The sequence below is a fragment of the Psychrobacillus sp. genome, from assembly GCF_032154225.1.
GTDB lineage: Bacteria > Bacillota > Bacilli > Bacillales_A > Planococcaceae > Psychrobacillus.
Window position 1 is genome coordinate 307,786 of the sequence record NZ_JALDYF010000001.1, and the last position, 26,669, is coordinate 334,454.

Annotated in this window: 31 protein-coding genes; 9 read left to right on the top strand and 22 right to left on the bottom strand. The window is 37.5% G+C overall.

Annotated features, from left to right (window positions below):
* Positions 1-56 precede the first annotated feature (56 nt).
* From RUH95_RS01560 to RUH95_RS01570, 3 genes are all read right to left on the bottom strand, one after another.
* Positions 57-671: a PH domain-containing protein gene (locus RUH95_RS01560; RefSeq protein ID WP_313891052.1), complete on the bottom strand. Its 615-nt coding sequence runs from the start codon at positions 669-671 to the stop codon at positions 57-59.
* A 298-nt stretch (positions 672-969) separates the two neighbouring features.
* A complete protein-coding gene (locus tag RUH95_RS01565) occupies positions 970-1,224 on the bottom strand; it encodes a YqkE family protein (RefSeq protein ID WP_313891053.1) in 255 nt (84 codons plus the stop codon).
* A 179-nt stretch (positions 1,225-1,403) separates the two neighbouring features.
* Positions 1,404-2,585 carry an acetyl-CoA C-acetyltransferase gene (locus RUH95_RS01570; RefSeq protein ID WP_313891054.1) on the bottom strand — a complete coding sequence of 394 codons (1,182 nt, stop codon included), beginning with the start codon at positions 2,583-2,585 and terminating at the stop codon, positions 1,404-1,406.
* Between the two features lie 81 nt (positions 2,586-2,666).
* On the opposite strand from RUH95_RS01570, the gene RUH95_RS01575 reads away from it, so the two are divergent.
* Both RUH95_RS01575 and RUH95_RS01580 read left to right on the top strand, forming a co-directional pair.
* Complete coding sequence (locus RUH95_RS01575) at positions 2,667-3,563, top strand: hydroxymethylglutaryl-CoA lyase (RefSeq protein WP_313891055.1); 897 nt, start codon at positions 2,667-2,669, stop codon at positions 3,561-3,563.
* 11 nt (positions 3,564-3,574) lie between these two features.
* A complete protein-coding gene (locus tag RUH95_RS01580) occupies positions 3,575-4,504 on the top strand; it encodes an alpha/beta hydrolase (RefSeq protein WP_313891056.1) in 930 nt (309 codons plus the stop codon).
* Positions 4,505-4,531: 27 nt separating this feature from the next.
* Here RUH95_RS01580 and RUH95_RS01585 read toward each other — a convergent pair whose 3' ends face one another.
* The 5 genes from RUH95_RS01585 to yneA all read right to left on the bottom strand — a co-directional run bounded on the left by RUH95_RS01585 (position 4,532) and on the right by yneA (position 8,248).
* Positions 4,532-4,750 (bottom strand): YneF family protein, encoded by a 219-nt coding sequence (locus RUH95_RS01585; protein WP_313891057.1) that lies wholly within the window; start codon positions 4,748-4,750, stop codon positions 4,532-4,534.
* A 148-nt stretch (positions 4,751-4,898) separates the two neighbouring features.
* Positions 4,899-6,899, bottom strand: a complete 2,001-nt coding sequence (gene tkt / locus RUH95_RS01590; RefSeq protein ID WP_313891058.1) for a transketolase — start codon at positions 6,897-6,899, stop codon at positions 4,899-4,901.
* 89 nt (positions 6,900-6,988) lie between these two features.
* Complete coding sequence (locus RUH95_RS01595) at positions 6,989-7,222, bottom strand: DUF896 domain-containing protein (RefSeq protein ID WP_313891059.1); 234 nt, start codon at positions 7,220-7,222, stop codon at positions 6,989-6,991.
* 64 nt (positions 7,223-7,286) lie between these two features.
* Entirely contained in the window at positions 7,287-7,934 is a 648-nt protein-coding gene (locus RUH95_RS01600) for a YneB family resolvase-like protein (RefSeq protein ID WP_313891060.1), read from the bottom strand.
* Complete coding sequence (gene yneA, locus RUH95_RS01605) at positions 7,931-8,248, bottom strand: cell division suppressor protein YneA (protein WP_313891061.1); 318 nt, start codon at positions 8,246-8,248, stop codon at positions 7,931-7,933. Before yneA ends, RUH95_RS01600 begins: the two co-directional genes overlap by 4 nt.
* Positions 8,249-8,422: 174 nt before the next feature.
* Here yneA and lexA point away from each other — a divergent pair, with 174 nt between their 5' ends.
* The gene (gene lexA / locus RUH95_RS01610; RefSeq protein WP_313891062.1) at positions 8,423-9,043 is read left to right on the top strand and encodes a transcriptional repressor LexA; all 621 of its coding nucleotides are present in this window, start codon (positions 8,423-8,425) and stop codon (positions 9,041-9,043) included.
* A gap of 133 nt (positions 9,044-9,176) precedes the next feature.
* Here the strand turns inward: lexA and RUH95_RS01615 are convergent, their stop codons facing one another.
* From RUH95_RS01615 to RUH95_RS01635, 5 genes are all read right to left on the bottom strand, one after another.
* On the bottom strand, positions 9,177-9,749 hold the full coding sequence (locus tag RUH95_RS01615; protein WP_313891063.1) for a manganese efflux pump MntP: 573 nt from the start codon (positions 9,747-9,749) through the stop codon (positions 9,177-9,179).
* Between the two features lie 122 nt (positions 9,750-9,871).
* A complete protein-coding gene (locus tag RUH95_RS01620; RefSeq protein ID WP_313891064.1) occupies positions 9,872-10,483 on the bottom strand; it encodes a histidine phosphatase family protein in 612 nt (203 codons plus the stop codon).
* A gap of 66 nt (positions 10,484-10,549) precedes the next feature.
* On the bottom strand, positions 10,550-10,975 hold the full coding sequence (locus RUH95_RS01625; RefSeq protein WP_313891065.1) for a hypothetical protein: 426 nt from the start codon (positions 10,973-10,975) through the stop codon (positions 10,550-10,552).
* A 44-nt stretch (positions 10,976-11,019) separates the two neighbouring features.
* The gene (locus RUH95_RS01630) at positions 11,020-11,820 is read right to left on the bottom strand and encodes a peptidoglycan DD-metalloendopeptidase family protein (RefSeq protein ID WP_313891066.1); all 801 of its coding nucleotides are present in this window, start codon (positions 11,818-11,820) and stop codon (positions 11,020-11,022) included.
* A 243-nt stretch (positions 11,821-12,063) separates the two neighbouring features.
* On the bottom strand, positions 12,064-12,591 hold the full coding sequence (locus RUH95_RS01635; RefSeq protein WP_313891067.1) for a YehS family protein: 528 nt from the start codon (positions 12,589-12,591) through the stop codon (positions 12,064-12,066).
* Positions 12,592-12,870: 279 nt separating this feature from the next.
* Here RUH95_RS01635 and RUH95_RS01640 point away from each other — a divergent pair, with 279 nt between their 5' ends.
* The 6 genes from RUH95_RS01640 (at position 12,871) to RUH95_RS01665 (ending at position 15,656) form a co-directional block, all read left to right on the top strand.
* Positions 12,871-13,098 carry a hypothetical protein gene (locus RUH95_RS01640; RefSeq protein WP_313891068.1) on the top strand — a complete coding sequence of 76 codons (228 nt, stop codon included), beginning with the start codon at positions 12,871-12,873 and terminating at the stop codon, positions 13,096-13,098.
* On the top strand, positions 13,076-13,723 hold the full coding sequence (locus RUH95_RS01645) for a proline dehydrogenase family protein (RefSeq protein WP_313891069.1): 648 nt from the start codon (positions 13,076-13,078) through the stop codon (positions 13,721-13,723). The genes RUH95_RS01640 and RUH95_RS01645 overlap by 23 nt, the downstream gene beginning before the upstream one ends.
* Positions 13,724-14,034: 311 nt before the next feature.
* Positions 14,035-14,151, top strand: a complete 117-nt coding sequence (locus tag RUH95_RS01650; RefSeq protein ID WP_313891070.1) for a YjcZ family sporulation protein — start codon at positions 14,035-14,037, stop codon at positions 14,149-14,151.
* Between the two features lie 206 nt (positions 14,152-14,357).
* Complete coding sequence (locus tag RUH95_RS01655) at positions 14,358-14,504, top strand: YjcZ family sporulation protein (protein WP_313891071.1); 147 nt, start codon at positions 14,358-14,360, stop codon at positions 14,502-14,504.
* Positions 14,505-14,697: 193 nt separating this feature from the next.
* Positions 14,698-15,228, top strand: a complete 531-nt coding sequence (locus tag RUH95_RS01660; RefSeq protein ID WP_313891511.1) for a GNAT family N-acetyltransferase — start codon at positions 14,698-14,700, stop codon at positions 15,226-15,228.
* Between the two features lie 164 nt (positions 15,229-15,392).
* Positions 15,393-15,656, top strand: a complete 264-nt coding sequence (locus RUH95_RS01665; RefSeq protein ID WP_313891072.1) for an excalibur calcium-binding domain-containing protein — start codon at positions 15,393-15,395, stop codon at positions 15,654-15,656.
* 150 nt (positions 15,657-15,806) lie between these two features.
* On the opposite strand, the gene RUH95_RS01670 is transcribed toward RUH95_RS01665, so the two are convergent.
* The 9 genes from RUH95_RS01670 to RUH95_RS01710 form a co-directional block, all read right to left on the bottom strand.
* The gene (locus RUH95_RS01670; protein WP_313891073.1) at positions 15,807-17,057 is read right to left on the bottom strand and encodes a metal-dependent hydrolase family protein; all 1,251 of its coding nucleotides are present in this window, start codon (positions 17,055-17,057) and stop codon (positions 15,807-15,809) included.
* Between the two features lie 70 nt (positions 17,058-17,127).
* The gene (locus tag RUH95_RS01675; protein ID WP_313891074.1) at positions 17,128-18,558 is read right to left on the bottom strand and encodes a serine hydrolase domain-containing protein; all 1,431 of its coding nucleotides are present in this window, start codon (positions 18,556-18,558) and stop codon (positions 17,128-17,130) included.
* Positions 18,527-19,999: a serine hydrolase domain-containing protein gene (locus RUH95_RS01680; RefSeq protein WP_313891075.1), complete on the bottom strand. Its 1,473-nt coding sequence runs from the start codon at positions 19,997-19,999 to the stop codon at positions 18,527-18,529. Before RUH95_RS01680 ends, RUH95_RS01675 begins: the two co-directional genes overlap by 32 nt.
* A 150-nt stretch (positions 20,000-20,149) precedes the next feature.
* The gene (gene menC / locus RUH95_RS01685) at positions 20,150-21,259 is read right to left on the bottom strand and encodes an o-succinylbenzoate synthase (RefSeq protein WP_313891076.1); all 1,110 of its coding nucleotides are present in this window, start codon (positions 21,257-21,259) and stop codon (positions 20,150-20,152) included.
* Between the two features lie 17 nt (positions 21,260-21,276).
* Complete coding sequence (locus RUH95_RS01690) at positions 21,277-22,092, bottom strand: GNAT family N-acetyltransferase (RefSeq protein WP_313891077.1); 816 nt, start codon at positions 22,090-22,092, stop codon at positions 21,277-21,279.
* Between the two features lie 5 nt (positions 22,093-22,097).
* Complete coding sequence (locus tag RUH95_RS01695; protein ID WP_313891078.1) at positions 22,098-23,234, bottom strand: M20 peptidase aminoacylase family protein; 1,137 nt, start codon at positions 23,232-23,234, stop codon at positions 22,098-22,100.
* A gap of 2 nt (positions 23,235-23,236) precedes the next feature.
* Complete coding sequence (locus RUH95_RS01700) at positions 23,237-24,091, bottom strand: MurR/RpiR family transcriptional regulator (RefSeq protein ID WP_313891079.1); 855 nt, start codon at positions 24,089-24,091, stop codon at positions 23,237-23,239.
* Between the two features lie 149 nt (positions 24,092-24,240).
* Positions 24,241-25,728, bottom strand: coding sequence for a M81 family metallopeptidase (locus RUH95_RS01705; RefSeq protein ID WP_313891080.1), 1,488 nt, complete (start codon positions 25,726-25,728; stop codon positions 24,241-24,243).
* A gap of 31 nt (positions 25,729-25,759) precedes the next feature.
* A complete protein-coding gene (locus RUH95_RS01710) occupies positions 25,760-26,662 on the bottom strand; it encodes a serine hydrolase (RefSeq protein WP_313891081.1) in 903 nt (300 codons plus the stop codon).
* Positions 26,663-26,669 lie beyond the last annotated feature (7 nt).

Below are 26,669 nucleotides of genomic sequence, written 5' to 3' on the forward strand. Positions count from 1 at the left end.
TGCCAGGTACTAATACAATTCCGAATTGTGTCAGTACCTGGCATCTTTTCTATAAGTTAATTGTTAATATATTTTTCAAACACATCGCCAAAGTCTTTGACGTGGTATTGGTCACGAGTAGCCGTTAACCAAGAAAAACTAAACTCGGTCAATTCTTTATACTGGTCGGCTAGCTTGATATCAGACAGCCTTGCGTTATGCAACACTGTTACAGCTCTATCAAGACTTCCATTCGCTAACTCTAACAGGATATTGTTGTCGTGGACTTTTTCCGACATATAAGATAACGCTTTGTACAGATCAATCAATTGGGCAAGTTGGTTTTTATCAACATCAATGCTGAACGATTGATTACCTAAGGAAAACTTGATTTCAACATCCAAATCCACTTTACCTGCCGTTTCCAAAAACACATCGGTCATTTGATATTTCGAATACGGATAGCGTTTTAACAAACGCTTCGAAGATATCGCTTTCTCTCCATCGACATGAATAAATGCCGTGTTCGTAAAGCAATATTCATCCGCTTTTGTCTTGATTAAAAAATAAATCTTTTCATTTTCTTCATTTCGAATATAATCATCCGCATCCGTTTTATCATAATCTTCTGGACCGATGATTTTACCGATATCTGACAATCCTAACGCGTCTGAAGCAAATTTTTTCAACATACGCTCCACCCCTTCTATCTGTCTAATTTCTTTCACCTGTATTATATAACATTTCATGAGTTAAATGGCAGTACCTTTTTTTCAAAAAGATTAGTACTTACCACAACTTTTCCCCTTGAACTTCTGTCTCCTTGTTTGATAACATTGAAGATTATCTTCACTCCCTTATTAATACAGCGAATTTACAATTCCATATACAAAAAAATATGACAATCTAAATCAATAACGAATAAAAAACTGCACAGAAATCTAACTAACAGATTTCGGAGCAGTTTTTTATTTCATTACAACAATTCACCTAAAACTTCGAACCACCATAACCATGTTCATCTAATAGCTCAGCAAATGATTTGTTTTTTTCTTTTTGTTTCTTCTCAAACAACAGTTGCGCTTGTCTCTCTTCTTCTTTCTCACGCTCTACTGCCGCTAATTGATTCTTTGTTTCTTTTAGTTTAGCAAGCACATCAGAGGAAAGTTGATCTGAAAGTGTATTGCCTTCTTCTTTTTGAACAGCTGGTTTTACCTGTTGTTGTCTTTGCTTTTTCTTTGCCAATTTATTCACCTTCTTTAGCACAAATAATAGAAAGTATAACTCTCTTATTTAGTTACTGTCTAGTCTCCAGCGCCTAGCCCCTCGGAGTTAAATGCCAGTTTCTTCCGGTGTTCTGAAGAACTGCCTCCTCAGAAACCATCATTTACCTGTCGGGGCTTATCAAGGCGCTTCCGCTTTTCTTATCGTTTTACGATAGTAGCTACCCCTTGGCCTCCGCCGATGCAAAGTGTTGCTAGGCCTGTTTTTGCATCTTTTTTCTCCATTTCATGAAGTAAAGTGACAAAAATACGTGCTCCACTTGCTCCAATTGGATGTCCAAGAGCAATTGCTCCACCATTTACGTTTAGTTTATCATGATCAAATGAAAGCTCTCTATCAACTGCAATTGATTGCGCAGCAAATGCTTCATTTGCCTCGATTAAATCAATGTCATCAAGTGATAGATTCGATTTAGCCAATACTTTTTTCACTGCTTGTACTGGTCCAATACCCATAATGCTTGGATCTACTCCAGCAGATGCGTTTGCTACGATTGTCGCTAATGGTTTTAAGCCTAGTTCTTCTGCTTTTGCTTTTGACATCACAACTACTGCTGCTGCTCCGTCATTAATGCCTGAAGCATTTCCAGCTGTAACAGAACCATCTTTTTTAAATGCTGGACGTAAGCCACTTAGTTTTTCTTGTGTAGAGCCTTTTTTCGGATATTCGTCTGTAGCGAATACAATCGGATCTCCTTTACGTTGTGGAATTTCAACAGGTACGATTTCGTCAGCGAACTTGCCTTCTTCCATCGCTTTTGCAGCTAGTGCTTGAGAACGAGCTGAAAATGCATCTTGCTCTTCTCTTGTAATACTATATTGATTGCATAAGTTTTCAGCTGTTATTCCCATATGGTAATCATTGAATGCACACCATAAACCATCTGTAATCATGCTGTCGACTACTTTTTGATCTCCCATGCGGAAGCCTTCTCGAGCATTTTTCAATAAATACGGTGCTTGGCTCATATTTTCCATTCCACCAGCAACAATTATATCTGCATCTCCTGCAATAATTGCTTGCGTAGCTAAGTGAATTGCTTTTAGGCCAGATCCACATACTTTATTAATCGTTAAAGCTGAAACGGATGTTGGTAATCCTGCTTGAATGGATGCTTGTCTTGCTGGATTTTGCCCTAGTCCTGCTTGAAGTACATTCCCCATAATGACTTCATCGACGCTATCTTTTGACACTCCTGCTTTTTCTAAAGCTTTTTCAATGACAATAGCACCTAACTTTGTTGCTGGTACGTCTTTTAATGCCCCTTGAAATGAACCAATTGCAGTTCTAACTGCGCTGACGATAACTACTTCATTATTCACTTGATGTCCTCCTCAATTTCCCCAAAATAAAATTTGCTTCTTTAACCATCCATTCCTTACAATGTAGATGGAGGGATGACTATGTTTAGTTTACCAAAGAATGTGGCAATTATCGAGGTCGGTCCAAGAGACGGCTTACAAAATGAGAAAAACGAAGTACCAACAGGGGTAAAATTAGAATTTATCGAGAAATTACAACAAGCTGGGATAGAAGAAATGGAAATTACATCATTTGTTTCACCGAAATGGGTACCTCAAATGAAAGACGCGAAAAAAATTGTTGCGAATACAAGGCAAGTAGGAAGACAATTTGTTTTAACTCCAAACGAAAAAGGAATGGAGCTTGCAAAAGAAGCAGGCGCAAGTAGCTTCGCTGTATTCGTTGGAGTATCTGATAGTTTTAATAAAAAAAATATTAATAAAACGACCGAAGAAAGCATGCATGAATTAAAGCCATTTGTACAAAATTTATTAAAAGATGGACATTTTGTTCGAGCTTGCATTTCTACCGCATTCTATTGCCCGTATGAAGGTGCAATTGATCCAGCTAAAACGTTGGAATTATGTAAAGAATTCGTTTCATGGGGTGTAAACGAACTAAGTGTTGCCGACACTATTGGTATGGCGAATCCGAAAGAAAGTTATATATTATTTGATGCGATAAAAAAAGAATTTAAAGATACGCTCATAACAGCACATTTTCACGATACACGCAAAATGGGGTTAGCAAATATCTTCGCTGCACTACAAGCTGGCGTGGATCGTTTTGATAGCTCTGCCGGCGGACTTGGAGGATGTCCATTTGCTCCAGGAGCGACTGGGAATGTTGCAACAGAAGATGTCGTCAACATGCTCCACCAAATGAACATCGAAACAAATATTAATCTCGATTTATTATTACAAGCTGTCGAAGTGGTCGCTCCATATGCGTCTAGACCAATTGAGACCGGAATGTATAAACTATTTAAAAGCAAATAGGGGTTGATACTATGAAGAAACGTGTCATTATTTGGACGAGTGTTTTAACAAGCGTCCTCACAGCAAGCACTACCGTTTTAGGCTATGTTTTCACGAACAAGCTCATGTATATGAAGAAAAAAGAAGACGATTTTATACTAAATCGAGAAATAACATCCAAACGATTGGATGAAGTATGGTTTAACGAAGTAAATAAGACGGAGAAGTGGATTGAATCCAAAAACGGATATTCGTTAAAAGCCATTTTCGTTGAGCCACTAGAAACAAAAAATTACGTGATCATTTGTCATGGAGTAACGGAAAATAAAATTAACTCCCTTCGATTTGTCCGCATGTTTGAACGTTTAGGTTTTAATAGCGTCGTTTATGATCATCGCAGACATGGAGATTCAGGTGGAAAAACAACAAGTTTTGGATTTTATGAAAAAATAGACTTGCAAGCAGTTGTAGAAGCAGTGCGTGCCCGCGTTGGAGAAGATGCGGTTCTTGGTATTCACGGAGAATCAATGGGGGCAGCAACTACCCTTCTTTATGCGGGTTCTATAAAGGATGATGCAAACTTTTATATTTCGGATTGCGCCTTTTCTAATTTTGAGGAACAGGTTTACAATATTATGAGGCAAACTACGCCGCTACGTTCTAGTTTAGCTATTCGATTTGCTAGCCTATTTTTAAAAATGCGTGATGGCTATACATTTAATCTCGTGTCTCCAATTGAGGTAGTCGATAAAATTGAAAAACCAATACTATTTATTCATAGCTTACAAGACGATTTTATTTTGCCTAAAATGACAGAAGCTTTGTATGAGAAGAAAATTGGCCCAAAAACATTGAAACTTTTCGATATTGGCGCCCATGCTAAATCGTTTAATGAAAACAGCGAAGAATACGAGCAAGTCGTAGCAGATTTCTTATTAGAAAATAAGTTACTTAATAAATAGAAAAAGCACTCATTGCGAGTGCTTTTTTTACTTTTGCATTTTATTCATTTGATTCATCATTTGTTTTACTTGTTTTTCAGAAGGCTTGCGACCCATTTGTGCCATCATCATTCTAAGCATTTGTTCATTGATAGGTGGGTTTTCTTTCAAGTATTTCATCATATATTGACGTGCTGCAAAGAAACCGATTGCCGCACCACCGATTAACGCAGCTATTACAATAACAATCCAGATCCATGTATCCATATTTTCTCCTCCTTTACGTCCTTGTGTACGTGTACAAGACACCATAGAAAATTATACTATATATTTGTATTCCATTCTATATTTATTAATTTAAATATATAAGGAGCTATCCCAAAGTAAATTTGAGATAACTCCTTTTATAAAATGATTATTTTTGAAGTAAGTTTTTCATTTTAGAAACAACGTTCTCAACAGAGAAGCCGTATTCTTTCATCACGATTTCACCAGGAGCACTTGCACCGAATTTATCAATTGCAATAACATCGCCTTCAAAGCCAACATAACGGTGCCATCCAAGAGAAGCACCCATTTCAATTGCAAGACGTTTTGTTAAATGAGCTGGTAACACTGATTTTTTATACGCTTCGTCTTGTTTTTCAAATAGATCCCATGAAGGCATAGATACTACAGAAACTTGAATTCCTTCAGCAGCTAGCGCTTCTTGTGCTTCTATAGCAAGACTTACTTCTGATCCAGTAGCAAGAAGCATTGCTTCTGCATTAGCATTTGGAGAAACGACATAAGCACCTTTTGATACGCCTTCTTTAATAGATTCAACAGACCCTTTTAATGTCGGTAAGTTTTGTCTAGAAAGAACTAATACTGTTGGGTGGTTTTTAGCTGATACAGCTAATTTCCATGCTTCTGCTGTTTCATTTGCATCTGCTGGTCGGATAATAGACAATCCAGGCATTGCACGTAATGATGCGATATGTTCAACTGGCTCATGCGTTGGTCCATCTTCCCCTACCGCAATACTATCATGTGTAAATACATAAGTTACAGGTAACCCCATAAGCGCTGATAAACGAATTGCTGGTCGTACATAGTCACTAAATACGAAGAATGTTCCACCAAATACATTTAAACCGCCATGTAATGCCATACCATTTAATGCAGCACCCATTGCAAATTCACGAACACCGAACCAAATGTTTTTGCCTTCGTAATTTTCAGCTGAAAAATCTCCAACATTTTTCATTGTTGTTTTATTAGAACCTGCTAAATCCGCACTTCCTCCAAAGAATGAAGGTAAGTTTTGTGCGATCGCATTAATAGCATCACCTGAAGCAGAACGAGTCGCGTGTGATGTTCCTGCTTCGTACACTTGTAGTGCATCTGCAAAATTCGCTGGGAGTTCTCCACTTATCGCTTGTTTAAATGTCGCTGCAAGCTCAGGGAATTCAGTTTCATATGCACTGAATGTGTTATTCCAAGCAGATTCTTCTTCCACTCCTAATTGAACTGAAGCTTGTTTGAATGTTTCATAAACCTCTTCAGGTACATGGAAGTCTTCCTCAAAACTCCACTCATACGTAGCTTTTGCCAGTAGAGTTTCATCCTTACCAAGTGGCATACCATGTGCATCTGATTTACCTGCTCTGTTTGGAGAACCAAATCCGATAACTGTTTTCACTTCAATAATAGTCGGTTTATCATTTTGAGCTTTAGCTTTTTCAATTGCAGCAGAAATTTCTGCAATATCGTTTCCATCACTCACTAAAATATAGTTCCAACCATATGAATCAAAGCGTTTTTCTATTTTCTCAGAGAATGACTTATGTAAATCACCGTCTAATGAAATATCATTACTATCATAAAGTACGATTAACTTATCTAATTGTAAATGTCCAGCAAGTGAAATTGCTTCTGCTGCAACACCTTCCATTAAGTCTCCGTCCCCACAAAGTGCAAACGTGTAGTGGTCTACAATCGAATGGTTCGCCTTATTGTAAGTAGCTGCTAAATGAGCTTCCGCCATCGCCATACCTACAGCCATACCAATTCCTTGTCCCAGAGGTCCAGTAGTTGCTTCTACTCCAGCTGTGTGACCAAACTCTGGATGACCAGGAGTTTTAGAGTTCCACTGTCTAAAGTTTTTAATCTCTTCCATTGGTAGGTCGTAACCACCAAGGTGAAGTAAACTATAAAGAAGCATCGATCCATGACCTGCTGATAACACGAAACGATCACGATTGAACCAATTTGGATTGTTTGGATTGTGGCGTAAATGTTTCGTCCACAATGTGTAAGCCATTGGTGCAGCCCCCATTGGAAGACCTGGGTGACCTGAGTTTGCTTTATCTATTGCATCAATAGATAGTGTACGGATCGTATTAATTGCAAGTAAATCTGATTGTAATGACATAAGTGACATCCTCTCGAACAAATTTTTTTAAATATACTTCTAGTTTAGACAACAATGCACTCATTATCAATGGTTTCTGAAATGATTAATTAATTCAGAAATTTACCTTTTTTAGCTTGTTGTACTTTTTCAGGCGTTACATCGTTTCCATCAGGGTCTATAATTTTTACACTTTCAATTGTATCTCTCATAGTAGATCGGAATGTTTCTAAATATTCTTTTCTTAAAGCACTTTGTTCTTTTGCTTCTTCAATAGATAAACCACTTGTTTTTGCCTTTTTAGAAAGCTCACCAATTCGAGCTAATTTTACTTTACTTAACATTTTCTTCACCCTTTTATTTTATTCTTATTTAAAGGTATGAAAAAAACGCAAAGAGTGCAAACATTTACCCTCCGTGCGCTTCAATATATTCTATATACCTACGATGAACCGTTGCTTTACTAATCTCCAAGCCTAACCCTTTTAGAGTGGATGAAATTTCTTCATACGTTAAACCAGCATTACGTAATCGTACTATTTCCTCTACCGGAACATCGATACGCTCCCTACCCTCTGGATTTCCACGTGTTTTCAAGTTCTTTTCGGGACGATAGCCATTTGATACCGCTCGCTTCATCCCTCTTTTAATCTTAGCATTATGCAATTTCCTTTGGTACTCTTCTACAAGTGCCAAAATTTCTAACAGCATGGAGTCCATTTCATTTAAATTTAATATACCTTTGTCTTGTAATGTGTAAACAGATGTATCTGTTTTTTGAAGTAAATGCAGCACTGCCATTCTTCCGTTTCCACGACCAATCCTCGTTTCATCTTGAACGAATACGGCTTTAATTTGCTGATCTTTTACAAACGTCAACAAATCTAGTAAGCCATCTCTTTCAATATCATATCCACTATGCTGGTCTGTGAAAATACCTTCTACTTCATATCCTTGCATTTGTGCAAAATTACTTAGCTCTTCTTCCTGTCTTACTAAAGAAGTTTCTTGCGTTTCTTTTTCTGTACTTACCCGACAATATAAAACCGCTTTCATCTACTATCTCCCGCTAGCTCTGTTTCATGTTCAAAATGAAATGTCTCTTTTATTTCTGGAATGATTAAAACTTCCCCTGCTTCTATATGAGATGATTGTAAATTGTTCATAGCCATCACTTGATTGATCCACGATTCTTTTGGCTCGTGAGATCCGAATTTATCTGCAAGTGACCATAAAGAATCACCATTTTCAATTTTAATTTGATGTTCACTTTCTGTCGACACTATATTTGAAAAAACGACACTCATGATAAAAATAATACTTAAACCTAAGAATAGCGTAATAAAATAATTTTCCTTCATCAATTTCATCATAAATCCCCCTAATAGAATGCTTGTTCGGAATGTATGTTCTAATAATAAAACGAACACTTGTTTTTGTCAACAACTATTAGAACCTATGTTTGCATATTTTTTTATAGACTGATATACTAATGGTAAGAAGTAGATAGATGAGAAATTAAATACTTAAAAGAGGTGAGTTTATTGAAGAAAGCATCAAAAAGACAAGAAGATATATTAGCTTTCATTAAAGAAGAAGTTCGTAAAAAAGGATATCCGCCGTCTGTACGTGAAATTGGTGAAGCAGTTGGTCTTGCTTCCAGTTCTACCGTACATGGTCACCTGGCAAGACTTGAAAGCAAAGGTTTAATAAGAAGAGACCCTACAAAACCTCGCGCAATTGAAATATTGGACAACTTAAATCCCATGATAGAAAAGCAAGCTGTCGTGCATGTCCCACTTATCGGGAAAGTTACCGCTGGTTTGCCTATTACTGCAATCGAAAATATAGAAGAGTTTTTCCCTTTACCAACAACATTTGGTACTGCTGATGATCACTTATTTATGCTCGAAATTATGGGAGATAGTATGATTGAGGCTGGAATCTTGAATGGCGATTATGTAGTAGTTAAACAACAACAATCGGCTAACAACGGTGAAATAGTTGTTGCGATGACAGAAGACGATGAAGCAACTGTAAAACGTTTCTTTAAAGAGAAATCTTATTTCCGACTGCAACCTGAAAACTCTTCCATGGAGCCAATTATCGTAAACCAAGTTTCTATTTTAGGTAAAGTAGTCGGCGTTTATCGAAATATCCAATAATCGTTTCAAAGCTTGACATTTTTCTGCATACTCTGTAAGATTACTAACGAGCCGATATCATATCCAAGTGAAAAGTGGACATTTTCATTTGGATCATCGAAAAAACCCCTTTACCATTTTGGTTGAGGGGTTTTTATTTTGTGAAAATCTCATATACTCCAATTAAAATAAGTAAACAACCTGAAAGTACTGTTGAATATTTACCTAGAAATGTTTTACTGAGCAGATAACCAAAATGACTTCCTATCCCTACTGTTAATATCGAGAAAAAACCGATGGAGATAACTGTCCAAATAGCGGAAATCCCGTTTGCTCCAATACCTATTCCTCCAGCTATGCAATTAACGGATAAAATAAATCCTAGAATTATAGCTTCTTTGTAAGAAAGAGTATGGCACTTTTCTTCACTCTTTACTGGAAGATTTTTCAGGGATTCTTGATTCGAAAATCTTTTGGATAACACTGTCCATACACCTACTCCTACTAACAAAAGACTTCCAAAAATATTAGCCTTATGTGGGGAAATATACTCAATAATGGTACTACCTGCGATTACAGCTATATATGTTAGCGCCATTGAAATAATCGCAATTGTAAAGTTAGAAATAATGGAGATTTTTGTTTGTTTCACCCCATAAGCAAGACCGATTCCTAAATTATCTAGATTAGCAGCTATCCCTATAAGAATAATAGTAATCCAATGCATAAAATCCTCCTTGAAACCAGAAACCTGTTTCTATAACGATATGCAAAGGTAACTTTTTTGGTTCCAACTTCTATACTGAATGATTTGTACCACCCCATTTTTATCAAAAAGGAAAGCCATGTTTAAAGATCGTCGAATTCCAAGCTCACTCTTCTAATGCTTTTATTTGATAATTTAAAGAAAGTACTTTGCGATACTTCTTGTTTTAATGCATCATTCTTATCTAAATCACTATAAATTCCACGTAATATTCTCCCGGTTAATCCATGTGATACGACAATCACATTACGTTCTTTTTTTATACTGTCAAACCAGTCGTTTAAACGATTCTGAACGGATTCGTAACTTTCGCCATCTGGTGAATTAAAATACCAATTATACATATCTGTATTTTTAACAAGATTTGGCCATGAAGCTTCGATTTCTTTCCATGTTAATCCAGCCCACGAACCTACCGCTACTTCACTTAAACGTTCATCTTGTATGACTTTGCTAAAATCATATCCTATCATTTCACAAATAATTTCTGTACTATGTAAGGTTCTTCCAAGCGGGCTTGAAAAAATTGTCCAATTTGTGGGATCGCCAATTAGGCTTTTCAGCATTCGAGCGTATTGCTTCACTTGATTTTTCCCATCTTCTGTTAAAGCAGAGTCAAGCTCTCCCTGGTATCGCCCTTGTGTATTATAAATTGTTTCTCCATGTCCAAGTAAATAAATGATTTGTTCCAACATTGCACCCCTTTTTCTAAAAAAGAGAAACACCTACAGTAATTACATTAGGTGCTTCGATAATTTAATCTATTTATTTAGCTCTTTATAAGCAAGCACTTTCAACGCTAATAATTCTTCGTCCGTTAAACTACCCTCGATTTTATCGAGTAGTTCTTGTTTTTCTTCATTTGTTAATCCATCTTGAGCTTTCGATTGAAATTCTTTAATGTCGCTTATATTAAATTTTTTCACTAAAACTCTCGTTGCTTCTTCCTTTGTCTGGAAAGGTAATTTACTGCTGTCTATATTTTTTCCTTCTTCTATAAACGAGCGTAAGTCTGGATCTTTCATAATTTCTTCTTTAACACTTTCCAATTGCCCACTATCATTGAGTTCCACAGTTACTTTATCCATCACTTGATCGGCAATTAACTTCGTTCCAACATAATAAACCCCAAAACCTATGGCAGCCAATACGACGACTGTACTAATAAGCACTTTTAAGAATTTCAAGTAAATCTTCCCCTTCTTCTTTGCGTGCTTCTAATATAACATATTTATTTTATTTTCTTCTCTAGTTCCACTATCCGTCTTTCCAATTCTTCATTTTTCTGCGCAATCGGCAATGCGATTGCCCATGTATAAAATTGATTAACTTCTCTAAATGGATCTTTCCCATCTGTGATTTTTAATCGTATCACTTCTTGTCGAATTGCCTCCTGTGCAGCAGTTAGCTTTTGTTCTTCCACAGTCGTTCCCCCCTTTTTCAATTCGATTGCTTTATTAAGTGCAGCTAAAGTTACGGTTCCTCCAATACCATCTATTGTTAGCCCACTTGCCATTTGAAACGCTTTAATCGCGGTTTCTGTTGCTTGTCCTGCAATTCCATCCACAACCAAAGGATATCCAACTTCACTTAAAAGTTTTTGCAGCTCCATTACACTAGAATCAACGATAAAATGTAAAGGATTCACGGCATATGGTTGACCAATAGCATACTCCGGACTATGAATTTCAAAATGTAAATGTACCCCAGTACTATTTCCCGTGCTTCCTTTAATACCAATTTGCTTGCCCTGTTCCACAACTTGTCCCAACTTCACCGTAATTGCACTCAGATGTGCATATAATGTTTCATATTTCTTACCGTTTATCACATGTGCAATAGTTACTGTATTTCCATAAGTACTCAAAACTCCCGCTCTCGTCACAGTACCACGTTCAGATGCTTTAACAACTGCACTTCCATCTTTTCCAAAATCTACTCCTTTATGCGCTTTCCATTCACCTGTGATTGGATTCTTACGCGATTGACTAAATTGAGAAGTAATGTTTCCTTCACAAGGTCGAATAAACATCCCTATTCCCCCTTCCTATTTTTAATATGAGATAAAACTTCACTCTCTATTAATAAATGCTTAAATTACAATTACTGTATAGTCTATTTTCATTATTATTGATAAATAAAGTCTCTAGAGTATCCTTTGTTTGTAGAATGTTAGTTTCAAAACTAAAAGATTTAATAGATAAAGAAAAACTGCATCCGCAATTATTAGTTATCTAATAATTGCGGGTGCAGTTTTATGAAGTTCATAATTTATCTATGTTCTATACTTGAATGCTAATCCTTTTAAGAAATTTCGAGTGAACATGTCACCACACTCTTTATAATTTTTATGTCCTTCTTTTCTCAATAAAGCACTTATCTCGCCTTTTGTAATAAATATCCCGACACCTTCAAATATTTCCAGCATATCTTCACCTGTTAATGTTAACGCTATTTTCAACCGCTTAAGCATGATATTATTAATACTTTCATTACTCTTCACAGGAGATGCTGGATTTTCAGGTTGACCCGGTTTTGGATCTTGTTTCCCTCTTTTGAAAATGATTAAGCCATTTAAAAATGCTTCTAGCTTAACGTCATGTATTTTTATATTTCCATCATTTTCAACTTGATCGTCTTCGTAGTCTGCTTCCTCATCAAAGCTATCTTTCGATTTTGTAAGCATTAACAATAATTCCTCTTTTGTTACTTCCACACCACCAAGTTTAAATATCTCGATCATGTCTTTATTTTTTATGTCTAAAGCATATCTCAATCTAATTAATCTATCGTTGTTATCCATTAAAAAACCTCCTGTAGCATACCTATTTATGCATTTTTTCATAGCTGTTATAAGTCAATCTTCCTTATAAGTAGCCCATAAAATCTCGTCCATCTAATCATAACACATATGATTAATCTTACCCTCCAATTATAAATAAAGGAGCGTAAATTTATTAGAAATGCAAAGGACTGTGCCGTAACAAATATCATGTCTTAGCAAAATCGTATACTATTTAAAGCATTCTAAATTCTTACGTATTAAGAATAGAATATTGAATAGGAATCGGACGTGATACAGATGTATACTGATGCAGAACATCGTGTTTCAAAAGCATTAAAATCCATCGCACGAAACGAAGATATCAAAGAATATATTCAAAATTCCAATGAACTATTTCCTCTCTTTAAAAAAGCAGCTGCACGATTTATCTCTGGACTATCCAGAACAGATGGCATAGAACGTATTCCTTGCTATCAAAAATGGGATATCAAGTATCTATCGAATGTATTGCCGAAACACACGTGATGAGCAAGAATGCATTTTAGCAAAAAACGAATTCCTTGATCTGATTAACGAAATTAGCGAAATAAAAATGAAATCAACGGTTTCTTTTGATCTTTCACATATTGGTATGTCGATCTCAGAAGCTTTTGCAACTAAACAATTAAAAGAAACCGCACAATTAGCAAAACAGCACGATATCCAGCTCATGATTAGCATGGAGGAGTCTGAGAAGACTGATCAAATTCTTTATATATATAAAGCTCTATCACCGCTCTATGAAAATCTCGGCATAACATTACAAGGACACTTACTCCGTTCCCAATCTGACTTACAAGATTTACTGAATTATCAAGAGAAGATCCGCTTAGTCAAAGGTGCGTATCAAGAAAAAGAAGGCACGTACATCCCGCGGTCAGTAGAATTAGATAACCGTTACTTAGACTTTGCAACGGTTAGTGTGGAAAGAAATCATCCACTGTCAATTGCAACACATGATGAAAATCTAATCTTTGCCCTTAAAGAAAGAGGGCTGCTTTCCGATCACTTTACTGAAATTGAAATGCTAGATGGCGTACGTCCAGACTTACTTAAATCATTAAGAGATGAGAATTTAAAGACACAAGTCTACGTTACACATGGAAAATAACGGTACTTTCACCTTGCACATCAAATTGCAGAGCACCCACCAAACTTGTATACGTTTGTGTCTGATATGATAGAGTCAAAAAACTTACACCCCTCCCTCTATGAATAAAGAAAAGTATTATTAAAGGCAGATTTATTTCTCTGCCTTTTTTGAATTTTTTGCCCATAACATCGCTTTACGTTTCGAGTTATATACCACTAGGCACGAGCATGCCCCTCTAAAAAATATCTCCTCAAAACCAAACAAATGAATCAGACGACCATCAATTAGTTGCATACAATAAATTATCTCATATACAGGAGGTGTTCATTATGAGCTATGCAGGTGGATACGGAGAAGGCACTGGGTCTACATTCGTGCTAATTGTTGTTTTGTTTATTCTTTTGATTATTGTTGGCGCTACTTTTATGACTGGCACGGGTTACTAATACCTACAGTTGGATTGAAACCATCATCTATCACATATCAAAGACGGGTTTTTATGACCCGTTTTTTTTATTGCTGAAATTTTCTCGAATAACATTTTACTTTTCGTCTACCACAAAAAAATAGAAGCTGTAACTAAGCAAATGGACTAGATGACCATATGCAATTTACATAGTATAAGTTATCTGATATGCAGGGGGTGTACAAATTGGGTAATGAATATTGTGGACCAGGACCAGGAACGCGACCACAAGGAACAGGATTTGCTTTACTAATTGTTCTGTTTATTCTTCTAATCATTATTGGCGCAAGTTTCTTAAACCGTGGTGGTTATGACGGCGGCGGCTACTGCTAAGTTAGGTGAATTGCTCGGCTATATGTTAGTACATCGAAAACAGGTTATATAACCTGTTTTTTTGTACTTTCATCACAGCATTTCGATTCTTTTCTTGGTATAATTAGACCATGCAAATCCGAAGGGACTGAACTATGCACAGATGGCAATATTTTTCATCCAACCGATTAAAATATTGGAGGTAAAAGTATTGATAATAAAAGAAATAACTACCCAAAGATTGTATTTAAGAAAAATGGATGTTTTAGACTCACCAAGCTTATTTAAAATTTGGTCTGATCCAGATGTAACCAAATTCATGAATATTGCTACCTTTACACATGAGAACCAAGCCAGAGAAATGATTGAAATTCTTGAAGAATTGGTCCATGCCAATAAAGCGATTCGCTTCAGCATGATTGAACTAAAATCCAATGAAATAATTGGGACATGCGGATTCAATTCCATTGACTTTGAAAATGCCAAGGCAGAAATCGGTTATGATATCGCTAAAGCCAATTGGGGTCTGGGGTATGCTCCAGAAGGTATCCATGCATTGCTTAGCTATGCTTTCGAAACTTTAGAACTAAATAGAATCGAAGCAAAAGTAGAGCCTGCAAACATGAACTCCATTAAAGTGCTACAAAAACTAAATTTCACATTTGAAGGAACACTTAGACAATATGAAAAATCTAAAGCGAATTATATTGATATCAATATGTATTCTCTTTTAAAAACAGATTGATTGGAATTTCCTTGCCTATATCTCAATTGAGATATGGGCTTTTAGTTATGTGTACCATACACAAACTACTTTCTTACACCAAAAGCAGAAGAATTTGGACAAACTATGGAACTATGGTAAATTATAAAATAATAAGTAAGAAGCATATAAAAGGAGGAAATAAAATGAAAAAATTCGCAACAATACTACTTTCAATAACTTTAATATTAGGGATATCTACAATTTCACCAGTACCGACAGATGCAGCAGCTCAAAAATTTGCCAACTGCAAAGAATTAAATAAGGTTTACGCAGGTGGAGTTGCCAAAGATGCGAAGGTAAAAAATAAAGGTGGTAAGACGAAGTATAAACCTACTGTTTCTTCAGAAATATACAACCTGAACAGTGGCAAAGATCGTGATAAAGATGGCATTGCTTGTGAGCGATAATAAGCTTTCACATAAAAAGCGAGAGTCTCTTATAGCGATAAGAGCTTCTCGCTTTTCTGTATATCTATATCAAAAATATTGATTAACGGACACAATTATAAGTACTGCAATTACTTTTTCCTATTCTACTTTGCACGACTACTAGTTTATTCATACTGCGCTAAAATTCTTTACAACCTTGCCATCCTTTACGACAATCATTATATTTGTAGTGTCCGAGAGGGATTTGATATCATCCAGCGGGTTCGTTTTTGTAATTACGATGTCTGCTAGTTTTCCCGCCTCAAGTGTTCCGATATGGTCTTCCCAACCTAGACATTCTGCTGCTGTTTTTGTTGTAGCAACAATTGCTTCCATAGGCGTCATTCCAATCTCCGTCATAAGATAAAGTTCTCGCAAGTTCGTTCCATGCTTCATGACACCCGCATCAGTCCCCATTGCAATCTTGACACCCGCTTTATAAGCTTTTTCTATACTTTCTTTATGCACGTTAATCACTTCAGTTGCTTTAGCTACAGCCCACGCTGGCATACCTCCGTTTTCAGCGATTTCCATCACAGCTACCGGTGCAAGCAAAGTAGGGACAAGATAGGTTCCATGCTCAATCATAAGGTCAATGGCTTCGTCATCAAGGTAAATACCATGTTCGATTGAATGAACACCTGCTCGAACAGCATTTTTAACCCCTTCTGTCCCTTGTGCGTGAGCCATCACTTTTAAACCCTTGCGAAACTTTGCTTCTTCTACCATAACTTTTAGTTCCTCTATTGAGAACTGTGTGAATTCAGGATGATCGGTCGGACTTAGAACTCCTCCAGTCGCATGCACTTTAATGACATCTGCTCCCGCGCGAAGCATTTCTCTTACTTTTTTCCGGACTTCTTCTACACCATCACATACTCCATTTGGCATACCTGGATACGGATTTTGCATAAGTCCAACGTACTGTCCAGACGTTGTATAAGAATCACCGTGTCCACCGGTTGTTGTCAGTGCCATTATACTCACTTGCAAGCGTGGACCTTCTACTAAACCATCTTCAATTGCTTTTTTTAGACCGAGATCAGCTCCTGCACAATCGCGAACGGTCGTAACCCCTGCATAAAGTGTGTCTTTCAAATAACTGATAGATTTATAAAAGTTATATGAAAAGGGGGTTGAAAGCGTACTCTCAATCGGCCCATATTCCATCATCACATGTACATGTGAGTCTATAAATCCCGGTAAAATAAAACCCTCTTCTGCATCGATTTCTGCTATTTCACCGTCAAATGATGGGAGTTCCTTTTGAAGCCCTACAAAAACAATCTTACTTCCATCGTAAGCGACTGCCCCTCCAGCGACCGGTTCTCCTCCTTGACCATCAATTAGTGTTCCATTTTTTATAATAGTGATTGACATTTGAACTCCTCCAAATTAACGTGCTTTCATCAAAAATTGCCTTCACTTTTTTTTATTCTTTCCTACTCTTCTATTTAACTTTCGGTATTTGTCTAGATCCAAATGCAGCTCGAATAATTTTTCTTTCTTCATTTCTCACAAAACGAATCCTCGTTTCATTCTCTAAAAATTGGAGTAAGAATGAATCATTGCCCACAAACTTAAGCTCTACATCAGCGTATTCTCCAGATGAAGCGAGGAGTTTTTCATCTTTCACATAAAATCTCAGTGCCATACCTTCACCTGATAGAAATTCCCCTTCATATTCTTGCAAGGAATCTGTTACTACGTCCACTTCTTCAACGCTTATATGTTTAGCTGTGAATGGTTTTCCTAAGTATTCTTTAAATGCGCTGGATAACATTTTAGAAGATGGAGCACCTGCTAAATTTGCAAGAGCAATCCCCGTTAAACCTAATTCAGGAATAATACTCATTTGAGAAGATACTCCTTTTATTCCACCACTATGTTCAACAAGTTTGTACCCAAAGAAATCTGGTGTAATCATTAAGCCATAGCCATAATAGCTACCCGGTACCAATTCGATGAAAGGAGTCATCATTTGTTCTACGCTTTCATTTGTCAACACTTGAATGTCCCCGACCTTACCACCATTTCGGAAGATATCAGCATATTTGAGCATGTCCTTAGCTGTCGACTTCAAAAAACCGGCTGATCGCATTATAGGCGCATCCCAAGGATTATTCGATTCAAACACGATTGTTTCCTCATCTTGTTTTCGTGAGTCGTATAAAACAGCAATGTCTTCATGTGCATTTAATTCTTCCAAATGAAAGACGCTATTTTCCATACCGATCGGATTTAAAATATGTTCCATTATATATTCTTCGTAGGATTGGCCACTCACTCGTTCAATAATAAGACCGAGTAAAGCATAACAATCGTTTGAATAACTGAATTCCATACCTGGGGCACCTAATAATTCATATGTTTCTTTTGCAAGGGACGCAAAGAGTTCCTCTGCAGTTTCTACGTAAGCAAGTGGAGTTTTTGATGCTTGTTGTTCAGTTTGCTTCTCTGCTTCTTCCAATTTAAGATCGTTTTCCATACTCCTTCTCAATGCTGCAAATAGCGTTGGTAATGGTGGTAATCCAGCTGTATGTGTCATAAAATGATGAATCGTAATTTGTTCCGTGTGCTTTTTGTCCGCTGTTTTAAACTCTGGTAAATAATCGACAACAGAATCATGAACAGAAAGTTTTCCAACCTCTTGAAGTTGCATAATGGCTACACAAGTAAAGGATTTTGTAACAGAACCAATTCCGAACACCGTATCCATCGTTACTGGAAGCTCTTTTTCTATGTCACGATAGCCATAACCTTTTCCCCAGAGGAGTACTTCTTCTTTTGCAATCGCAATTGCAAAGCCTGGTATTTTACACTTTTCAATCGTCTCGTTACAATGCTGATCAATTTCCTTCGACATTTTTCTTACTTCCATGAAAACCACTCCCTTTAACTTTCGATATTTGTCTAGATCCAAATGCAACTCGAATAACTTTTCCACCTTCATTTCGCACGAAACGAATCGTTGTTTCACCTTCTAAAAGTTGAAGTAAGAATGAATCATTGCCGACAAACTTAAGCTCTAGATCAACATATTCTCCAGATGCAGCAAAGAATTTTTCATCTTTCACATAAAATTTTAGTGCCATGCCTTCACCTGATAGAAAATCACCTTCATACTCATACAAGAGGTCTGGCGCTATGTCCACTTCCTCAACGCTTATATGTTTAGCTGTAAACGGTTTTCCTAAGTATTCTTTAAATGCGCTGGATAACATTTTAGAAGATGGAACACCCGCTAAGTTAGCGAGCGCAACCCCTGTTAAACCTAATTCAGGAATAATACTCATTTGAGAAGATACTCCTTTTTTCCCACCACTATGTTCAACAAGTTTATATCCAAAAAAATCTGGCGTAATCATTAAGCCATAGCCATAATAGCTACCCGGTACCAATTCGATAAAAGGAGTCATCATTTGTTCCACGCTTTCATTAGTCAACACTTGAACGTCCCCGACCATACCCCCATTTCGATAGATTTCAGTGTATTTGAGCATATCCTTCATTGACGAATTCAAAAATCCTGACGCTCGCATTGATGTGGCATCCCAGGGATTATTTGATTCGAACACAATAGTTTCTCCATCTTTCTTTCGAGAGTTATATAAAATCGCAACATCTTCATGTGCATGTATCTCGTCCATATGACAAAGGCTATTTTCCATGCCAATCAAATCCAAAATATGTTCCTTTATATACTCTTCATAAACTTGGCCACTCACTCGGGCAATAATAACGCCGAGTAAGGCATAACCATCGTTTGAATAACTAAATTCCTTACCTGGAGCACCTAATAATTCATATTCTTCTTTCGCAAGAGAAGCAAAGAGTTCCTCAGTTGTTTCTACGTAAGGAAGAGATTTTTTTGAATCTTGCTGTTCGGCTTGTTTCGCCCCTTCATCAAACTTAGGGTCATTTTCCATACTCCTTTTCATTGCTCCATATAGAGTTGGTAGTGGTGGTAACCCACCTGTATGTGTCATGAGATGATGAATCGTGATTTGTTCGGTTTGCTTGTCATCAGGAGTTTTAAATTCCGGCAAATATGTGATAATCGGATCATGAACAGATAGTTTCCCCGCCTCTTGAAGTTGCATAATGGCTACACACGTAAAGGATTTTGTAACCGAAGCAATCCCAAAAACTGTATCCATTGTTACTGGAAGCTCTTTTTCTACATCACGATAGCCAAAACCTTTTCCCCAAAGGAGTTCCCCCTCTTTTGCAAGCCCTATTGCAAATCCAGGTATTTTATACTTTTCTACGATTTCGTTACAATACTGATCAATTTCTTTCGACATTTTTTCTACTATCATAAATCCATCTCCCTTTTTTATACAATTCTTCTCTATTCCTTGGTGCTTATTGAAAAAACCACGAAAGACCATGATATCTTCCGTGGATTTTATCCAAGAGCTAGTGTGATAGTGAAGAGGTGGACGCCTACCAATCTCTTCACAAAGTTATTAAGCTTTATAATTTATTTCCTCAACAGTGTATTTATCCATCGCTTTTAAATTTGGCTCGTATCCAATTCCATAATTTAAGGGGACAGTTATAAAACCTTCTTCTACAACGATTTCAGGAGAAACAATATCTTCTTCCCAATAACGGGATGAGCCTGCTGTATCGCCCGGTAAAATAAAGTTTGGAAGTGTTGTTAGTGCAATGTTATGCGCACGTCCAATTCCAGACTCCAACATCCCACCACACCAAACAGGTATATTACGCACCATACAATAATCATGAATTTTCTTCGCTTCTGTTAAACCACCAACGCGTCCAATTTTAATATTGATAACCTTACAGCTACCAAGTTCGAGCGCTTTTCGAGTATCTTCAAGCGAATGAATGCTTTCATCTAAACAAATAGGTGTAGTCAATTCGTTTTGCAAATTAGCATGGTCAATAATGTCATCTGACGCGAGTGGCTGCTCAATCATCGTCAAGTTAAAATCATCTAACTGTTTTAATAGATTGATATCTTTGAGTGTGTATGCCGAATTGGCATCTGCCATTAAAGGAACATCCGGGAAGCGTTTTCGTAGTTCTCGCAATACTTCCACGTCATAGCCTGGCTTGATCTTCACCTTGATGCGTTTATACCCTTCTTCGACAAAGCCCCGAACAAGTTCTATTAAATCCTCAACGTTTTCCTCAATCCCAATACTAATCCCGACTTCGATTTTATCTAATTTACCACCTAATGCTTCGGCAAGTGTCATTTTATTGCACTTTGCGTATAAATCCCAAATAGCACCTTCAACAGTCGATTTCGCCATATTATTTTTACGAATCGAACCGAATAATGCACTCACTTCATCCGGATGCCCGATTTCTTTACCTAATATAAGGGGTATTAGAAAATCTTGAATGATATGCAAATTGGTTTTCAGCGTTTCTTCACTGTACCAAGGCGAGTGAAATGCGACAGATTCTCCCCATCCTGTATTCCCTAATTCGTCTTTCACTTCCAATAGTAGAAACTCTTTTTCTTGGAATGTACCAAAACTTGTCGTGAAAGGATGTTTCATCGTCATTTTCATTTTACGAATATTAATTTCTTTAATGATCATTTAATTTCGCCTCTATTTCATAATGGAATGGACTCTTTTTTCACCAATTGATAATAATGTACGTTTTCTGATGTTCGGCTTACATTGACAAGAACATAACCTGCTCCAAACAACGATTGAAAGATTGCTCTCGTTTTCATGCGCCAATCCAGAGCGAGTTCAGGTTCATTTTTCTTTATCCCCTGAAAGTTTTGTGGAATAGGAACTTCGATTCCTTCACTATTTGTGAGAAACGTTTCGCCTGAATATAGAAGCAAGGGATTCCCTTTTTCAGACTGACTAATGTTAAATGGTCTATTATACTCGGCTATTTTCGGAACCCATTTCTCTTCTACACGTACACTTGTAATCCACCATTCGATGTTAAATCGGTCGGACGGTAACCCTTTGTTTAGACCATCTTCCATTTCACCGTAGCAATTTTCGAGATATGTATCACAAACTGCAAATAGTTTTGATACATTTAAATAGGCATTTCGACATTCAAGCGGGTCGAACGTCCACCTAATTAAGTCATAGCCCATTTCCTTAGCACACTTAAGTTGTTCCTCTTTCAGTGACTTGCCAATTCCCATTTGTTGATAATCAGGGTGGATGCCAAGCATATGCGAGCATAAATGTAATTTCCCATTTGCAATCCCTGGAAAGCTATATGAAAATCCGACAATGACGGCTCCAGAAAAAGCTCCCAACATTAATCCTCCGTTTTTCACAGCGGTATATGTTTGGTGAATTGGAATCGGATCGCTCCCCCATATTACACGTTCCAGTCCAGCGATCAGACGCATTTCCTCATTTGTTTTTAATGAGCGTATTGTTATTTTAGCCTCCACTATTTTTACACCTCTTGTTCTAATCGTTCGAATGACAGAATAACCGCCCGAACGATGATTTCAATTCCAGTTAGCAAACTCTCTTTATTAAACAACATATTAGGATGATGAAGTCCAGGTGATAAATCACAGCCAAGGCCAAGCATTGTCGATTTTACTTTTGGTCTTTTCAGTGCGTAATAATGAAAGTCTTCTCCGCCTGGGGTAACGATTGGCGGCTTGAGATATGCCTCTCCGACTGTTGCCCCTATCGCTTGCGCCATCATTTCCACAGCTGTTTCGTCTACTTCTGCAGCTGCAATTTCAGAGTCTACTTCATAATCAATTTCAACACCTGACATGACTGCAACAGAGCGCATGGCTTGCTTCACTTTACTCATTAACTCCGTCATAGCTACATTTGTTTGTGCACGTAGATCTAAACTGAATAAGGCATTTCCTGGAATAATATTCGAGGACTCCCCGCCTGCTTTGAACATTGTCATTTTCACGGAATGTGGAACCATCGGATCTAGATGAATAGATTGAAGTGCCTGAACGAGTAAAGCTCCAACTTCGATCGCATTTTCACCAAGATGTGGCCTTGCACCATGTGCATCTGTCCCACTAATGGAGCCCTGGATTGATTTTGCAGAACCATGCAGGATAGCGGGAGCCGAGTAACCGTGACCAATTTCTTGGATAGGACGAAGATGGACACCGTATAAATAATCTACGTCGTCAACAATTCCTTTATTGACAAACGATAATGCCCCATTCCCTTTTTCTTCAGCAGGTTGAAAAATTGCTTTTAAGCGGCCGATTTTTGGATATCCAAGCTTCTTTAATACGAGCATTGCACCTACTGCTATCGTCATATGGGCATCATGACCGCAGGAATGGTTTGCTTTATAGACTCCATCTACTTCTTGCCAAAGTGCATCAATGTCTGACCGAATGGCCACACAATGCGCTCCAGATCCCACAGTAACGACCAACCCCGTTGAATCATCGAATGTCGTCACTTCAAAACCTTCTTTTTCCAATAAGCCCTGCAAATAGCGAGTTGTCTCCACTTCCTGCCAACTCACTTCAGGATGTCCGTGTAAATGTGCAAACACATCATCGACAATCGATTTCACTTCCTCAACTGCTATTTTCATGTTCAATCTACTCCTTCCTCGAAAAAGAAATCGCTACGCACTGTTTTATATTGCGCATGCCTTTCATCAAAAAACTTCTTTTCTTTCACGGAGAGCCCAGCAACAATTGCATTCATCAATGAAAACAGGGGAGTCACTGCATCGATTGTCGACTTGTTTGGCGAATAAATCGAAAATAATAAATTACTATAAGAATGAATCGGTGCTAACAAAGAATCAGTAATTCCGATAACGAAAGCCTTTTGTGTATGAGCCAGCTTCGCAATTTGAATCGTTTCCTTTGTATACCGATGAAATGAGATAACAATAACGACAGATTTTTCATTCATTTGGCTAATTACTTGAATGATATCTTCCGATTCTGGCCTTAGCTGACGGACATTTCCTTTCACTAAACCAAGCGTTAAAGACAACCAGCTTGCTGCGCCATACGAAGAACGGAGTCCAAGGATGTATATGGTTTCCGCTTTCGAAAGTCTTTCGATTGCTGATTCAAAATCTTCTTCTTTTATTTGCTTAATTGTTTCTGAAATATTCTTTCGATCTCGCTCCATGACCTTTTCATAAAAATGTGGCTCTTGCTCCAGTTCAAGTTTCGATTTTTGGTATAACGTATAACTACTCTCGTGAAACAAAAGTTGCTCTCGTATTATTTTCTGCAATTCGGCATAGCCCGTAAGCGATAAGCTATAGCAAAAACGAATGACGGTCGTTTCACTGACACCAATTTTAGTGCCAATTTCTTGGGCAGATGATAGTGCAATCTCTTTTGGATGATCCGTAACATAAGTTGCAACTTTCTTTTGCCCCTTTGACATTTCATCAAATTTACTTTGGATTAATTCATTTATTTCCATTACTTCATCTCCATTATGTAACGTGATCTTTTTGTTATAAATATGCTCACGTAAAGATTCTACTGGACAAGGTTGAACTCCACTTTAGGCGGATTCTTCCCGCAAAAGACATCGCCTTGAGCTTCAATCAACTCGAGTACAAAGTCACCTCAAATTTCTACTTTAATTCCTCGATAAGAAACCTCATGTAAAGGGAATAATTTTGTTTTTAAATTTGAATAATTAAAAGAACTAAAATCGAGTGTTGTTAAGCCTGGCGAATCAACCGTAATAATCCCCTTACATATTGGTTCAAATCCCGCCCTGAAATGTTGGCTTGATTTTAATCCTACTATTTTATAATCTCGAACATCGATTCCGTGCAGCAAGAATACTTGCTCATCCAATGTTTGCGATTTTACAGAGCAAATGATGACATCAATGCCATTACATTGAACTCTGACAGATAAACCAAGGTTTACATGCGTGCCTTTCTCCATAGGTGACGTTTGAATAAATCTCCCATCCGTTATGGATTTAACATAAGCTTCTGTTTCGATTGGTTCACCGTGAAGAGAATCCGTTTTACCGCCCAACACGATATTTACAGTCGCCCCTACACCGGCCTTACTAACTTTTCGCACTGTTTCAGGATCATATATATATCCAAAACATGCACTTTCCAAATTGCTATCAATCAATTGTCGTAGTAAAAAGGTTCCGTCACCAGGAGTACCACCTCCAGGATTATCGGATGTTTCATTCAAAATGATAGGTCGCCCTTCTTGCTTTAAAGCAAGTTCTATTCCCTCTTTTGGGTTCGGTTTTTTTACAATAAAATCATGTCTCATCTTCCAAATAAAATCACTAACCTCTTCGGCTATTTGTTGCGCAAGTTCGGCATTGTCATTTGTCGTCACTAACACCCCAACACCTATATTACTAATATTTGTATAGGGAAACCCATGATAAAATGTACAATCAACTACATTTTCACTCGCTTCCCATTGATAGCATAGTTCATTTACGTCTTTAGCAGGCGATAAATTCGTTGTTGAAGTTGGAATAATCATAGGTAACAGTGATAAGTACATCGTCGGCTTCAGAGTTCCCTCTACAATCTTTTTAGCTAGCTCCACGGCTTCCATTCCATTTTCAAAACTATCTGTATGGGGATATAAATGATTGCCGATAATAACATCGGCAGCTTCAACCATTTTCTCTGTCATATTAGCATGTAAATCGAGTGTCACAATGAGAGGAATGTCATTGCCAATAATGGCGCGAATTTCGGTTAATAGTGTTCCTTCAAAATCTTCCGTCGGTTCAGCTACACCTGCCCCGTGTAAGCTGAGAACGACAGCATCATATCCTTTCGCTTCCTTCACTCTACCGATCAACTCATCTCTCAACGCATTGAAAGCCTCCGTTGTAATAATTCCCGCTGGATAGGCAAAAGTCGTGAATGTAGGTAAGATATCAATTTCAAGTTTTTCAGCCTGATCAATCATCCCACCAATCGCATTACGAACCCCTCGATGTTTTGTTAAAATCTCTTCTCCCACATCCCATCCCCATAGCCGAAACGATTGTTCGTCAGTTTTTACATTCGAAAAAGTATTCGTTTCATGTGCAATCTCTCCAATTAATATTTTCATCCTTACCGCCTCCTTTATTTGTATGGATGCCCTATACTTTAGCAGTGAACAAAAAATAATCATATGCGGATTTCGTTAAACGTGCGATCGTTCTTTCTCCTTCTTCCATTGAGCTATTATCACTTGAGAATATCGTCATCGTGAATGCGCCTAGATCCTTCGGCAAATAAACAATTCCAACGTCATTAATGACATCACCGATTGTACCTGTTTTGTGCGCAACTTTTGTTCCATTGGGTAAAAGATAAGGTATACGCCCATTAAATTGCTGTTTTGATAGGATATCTAGCATCGTGTCGCATAAATCTTCCGTTAATATTTCTTTGTTAAAAATCATTTCGAGTAAATGATTCATATCCTCCGGAGTCGATGCATTGCTTCGCTGATCCACCTGAAAGACCAAGCTACTCTTATCAAAAGAATCGGAAGTGAATTTCCGCGCACGCAACTGTTCGGCAGCTTCAGGCGTATAAGATTTAACATCTATTCCTAATCCTACACAAATCAGTTCCCAACAACTTTGGTTAATATGAAGATTTACTAATCCAAGCTCTTTCATGTAAGCGGAGACATTTTCAACACCAACCAGTCTTAAAATTCGGTCTGTTGCGATATTGTCACTCACAATAATCATCAACATCGCCAAATCTTTAATCGTGACTTTGACACCCAGGCTCAATTGGGTAAGAACCCCAGAGCCTGGTACATAATCTGTCTCTCCAATTTCAATTTGATCTGCAAGAGAAAGTTTTCCCCTGTCTACATCGCGGAGTAGTGTCGCGAGTATTGGAATCTTAAAAGAACTCGCCATTTGATACAGTTGAGTAGGGTTAATACTTGCTTTTTCCCCTGTTTGAAGATGCTGCACAGCTACACCAAACGAACCCGTTGTCTCTTTCAGAACATCTTCAAGAACACTTTGTAAATTCATCATTCTCAAA

Excerpts from the sequence above, each read along its gene's own strand:
- RUH95_RS01615 (WP_313891063.1), bottom strand. The coding sequence starts at position 9,749 with ATGCATTGGATTACTATTATTCTTATAGGGATAGCTGCTAATCTAGAT.
- RUH95_RS01650 (WP_313891070.1), top strand. The coding sequence starts at position 14,035 with ATGAGCTATGCAGGTGGATACGGAGAAGGCACTGGGTCTACATTCGTG.
- RUH95_RS01665 (WP_313891072.1), top strand. The coding sequence starts at position 15,393 with ATGAAAAAATTCGCAACAATACTACTTTCAATAACTTTAATATTAGGG.
- RUH95_RS01670 (WP_313891073.1), bottom strand. The coding sequence starts at position 17,057 with ATGTCAATCACTATTATAAAAAATGGAACACTAATTGATGGTCAAGGA.
- RUH95_RS01645 (WP_313891069.1), top strand. The coding sequence starts at position 13,076 with ATGTATTGCCGAAACACACGTGATGAGCAAGAATGCATTTTAGCAAAA.
- RUH95_RS01640 (WP_313891068.1), top strand. The coding sequence starts at position 12,871 with ATGTATACTGATGCAGAACATCGTGTTTCAAAAGCATTAAAATCCATC.
- RUH95_RS01680 (WP_313891075.1), bottom strand. The coding sequence starts at position 19,999 with ATGATAGTAGAAAAAATGTCGAAAGAAATTGATCAGTATTGTAACGAA.
- RUH95_RS01580 (WP_313891056.1), top strand. The coding sequence starts at position 3,575 with ATGAAGAAACGTGTCATTATTTGGACGAGTGTTTTAACAAGCGTCCTC.
- RUH95_RS01620 (WP_313891064.1), bottom strand. The coding sequence starts at position 10,483 with ATGTTGGAACAAATCATTTATTTACTTGGACATGGAGAAACAATTTAT.
- RUH95_RS01695 (WP_313891078.1), bottom strand. The coding sequence starts at position 23,234 with ATGAAAATAGCAGTTGAGGAAGTGAAATCGATTGTCGATGATGTGTTT.
- RUH95_RS01635 (WP_313891067.1), bottom strand. The coding sequence starts at position 12,591 with ATGGATAACAACGATAGATTAATTAGATTGAGATATGCTTTAGACATA.
- tkt (WP_313891058.1), bottom strand. The coding sequence starts at position 6,899 with ATGTCATTACAATCAGATTTACTTGCAATTAATACGATCCGTACACTA.
- RUH95_RS01595 (WP_313891059.1), bottom strand. The coding sequence starts at position 7,222 with ATGTTAAGTAAAGTAAAATTAGCTCGAATTGGTGAGCTTTCTAAAAAG.
- RUH95_RS01585 (WP_313891057.1), bottom strand. The coding sequence starts at position 4,750 with ATGGATACATGGATCTGGATTGTTATTGTAATAGCTGCGTTAATCGGT.
- RUH95_RS01705 (WP_313891080.1), bottom strand. The coding sequence starts at position 25,728 with ATGAAAATATTAATTGGAGAGATTGCACATGAAACGAATACTTTTTCG.
- RUH95_RS01560 (WP_313891052.1), bottom strand. The coding sequence starts at position 671 with ATGTTGAAAAAATTTGCTTCAGACGCGTTAGGATTGTCAGATATCGGT.
- RUH95_RS01710 (WP_313891081.1), bottom strand. The coding sequence starts at position 26,662 with ATGATGAATTTACAAAGTGTTCTTGAAGATGTTCTGAAAGAGACAACG.
- RUH95_RS01575 (WP_313891055.1), top strand. The coding sequence starts at position 2,667 with ATGTTTAGTTTACCAAAGAATGTGGCAATTATCGAGGTCGGTCCAAGA.
- RUH95_RS01600 (WP_313891060.1), bottom strand. The coding sequence starts at position 7,934 with ATGAAAGCGGTTTTATATTGTCGGGTAAGTACAGAAAAAGAAACGCAA.
- menC (WP_313891076.1), bottom strand. The coding sequence starts at position 21,259 with ATGATCATTAAAGAAATTAATATTCGTAAAATGAAAATGACGATGAAA.
- RUH95_RS01675 (WP_313891074.1), bottom strand. The coding sequence starts at position 18,558 with ATGGAAGTAAGAAAAATGTCGAAGGAAATTGATCAGCATTGTAACGAG.
- RUH95_RS01700 (WP_313891079.1), bottom strand. The coding sequence starts at position 24,091 with ATGGAAATAAATGAATTAATCCAAAGTAAATTTGATGAAATGTCAAAG.
- yneA (WP_313891061.1), bottom strand. The coding sequence starts at position 8,248 with ATGAAATTGATGAAGGAAAATTATTTTATTACGCTATTCTTAGGTTTA.
- RUH95_RS01630 (WP_313891066.1), bottom strand. The coding sequence starts at position 11,820 with ATGTTTATTCGACCTTGTGAAGGAAACATTACTTCTCAATTTAGTCAA.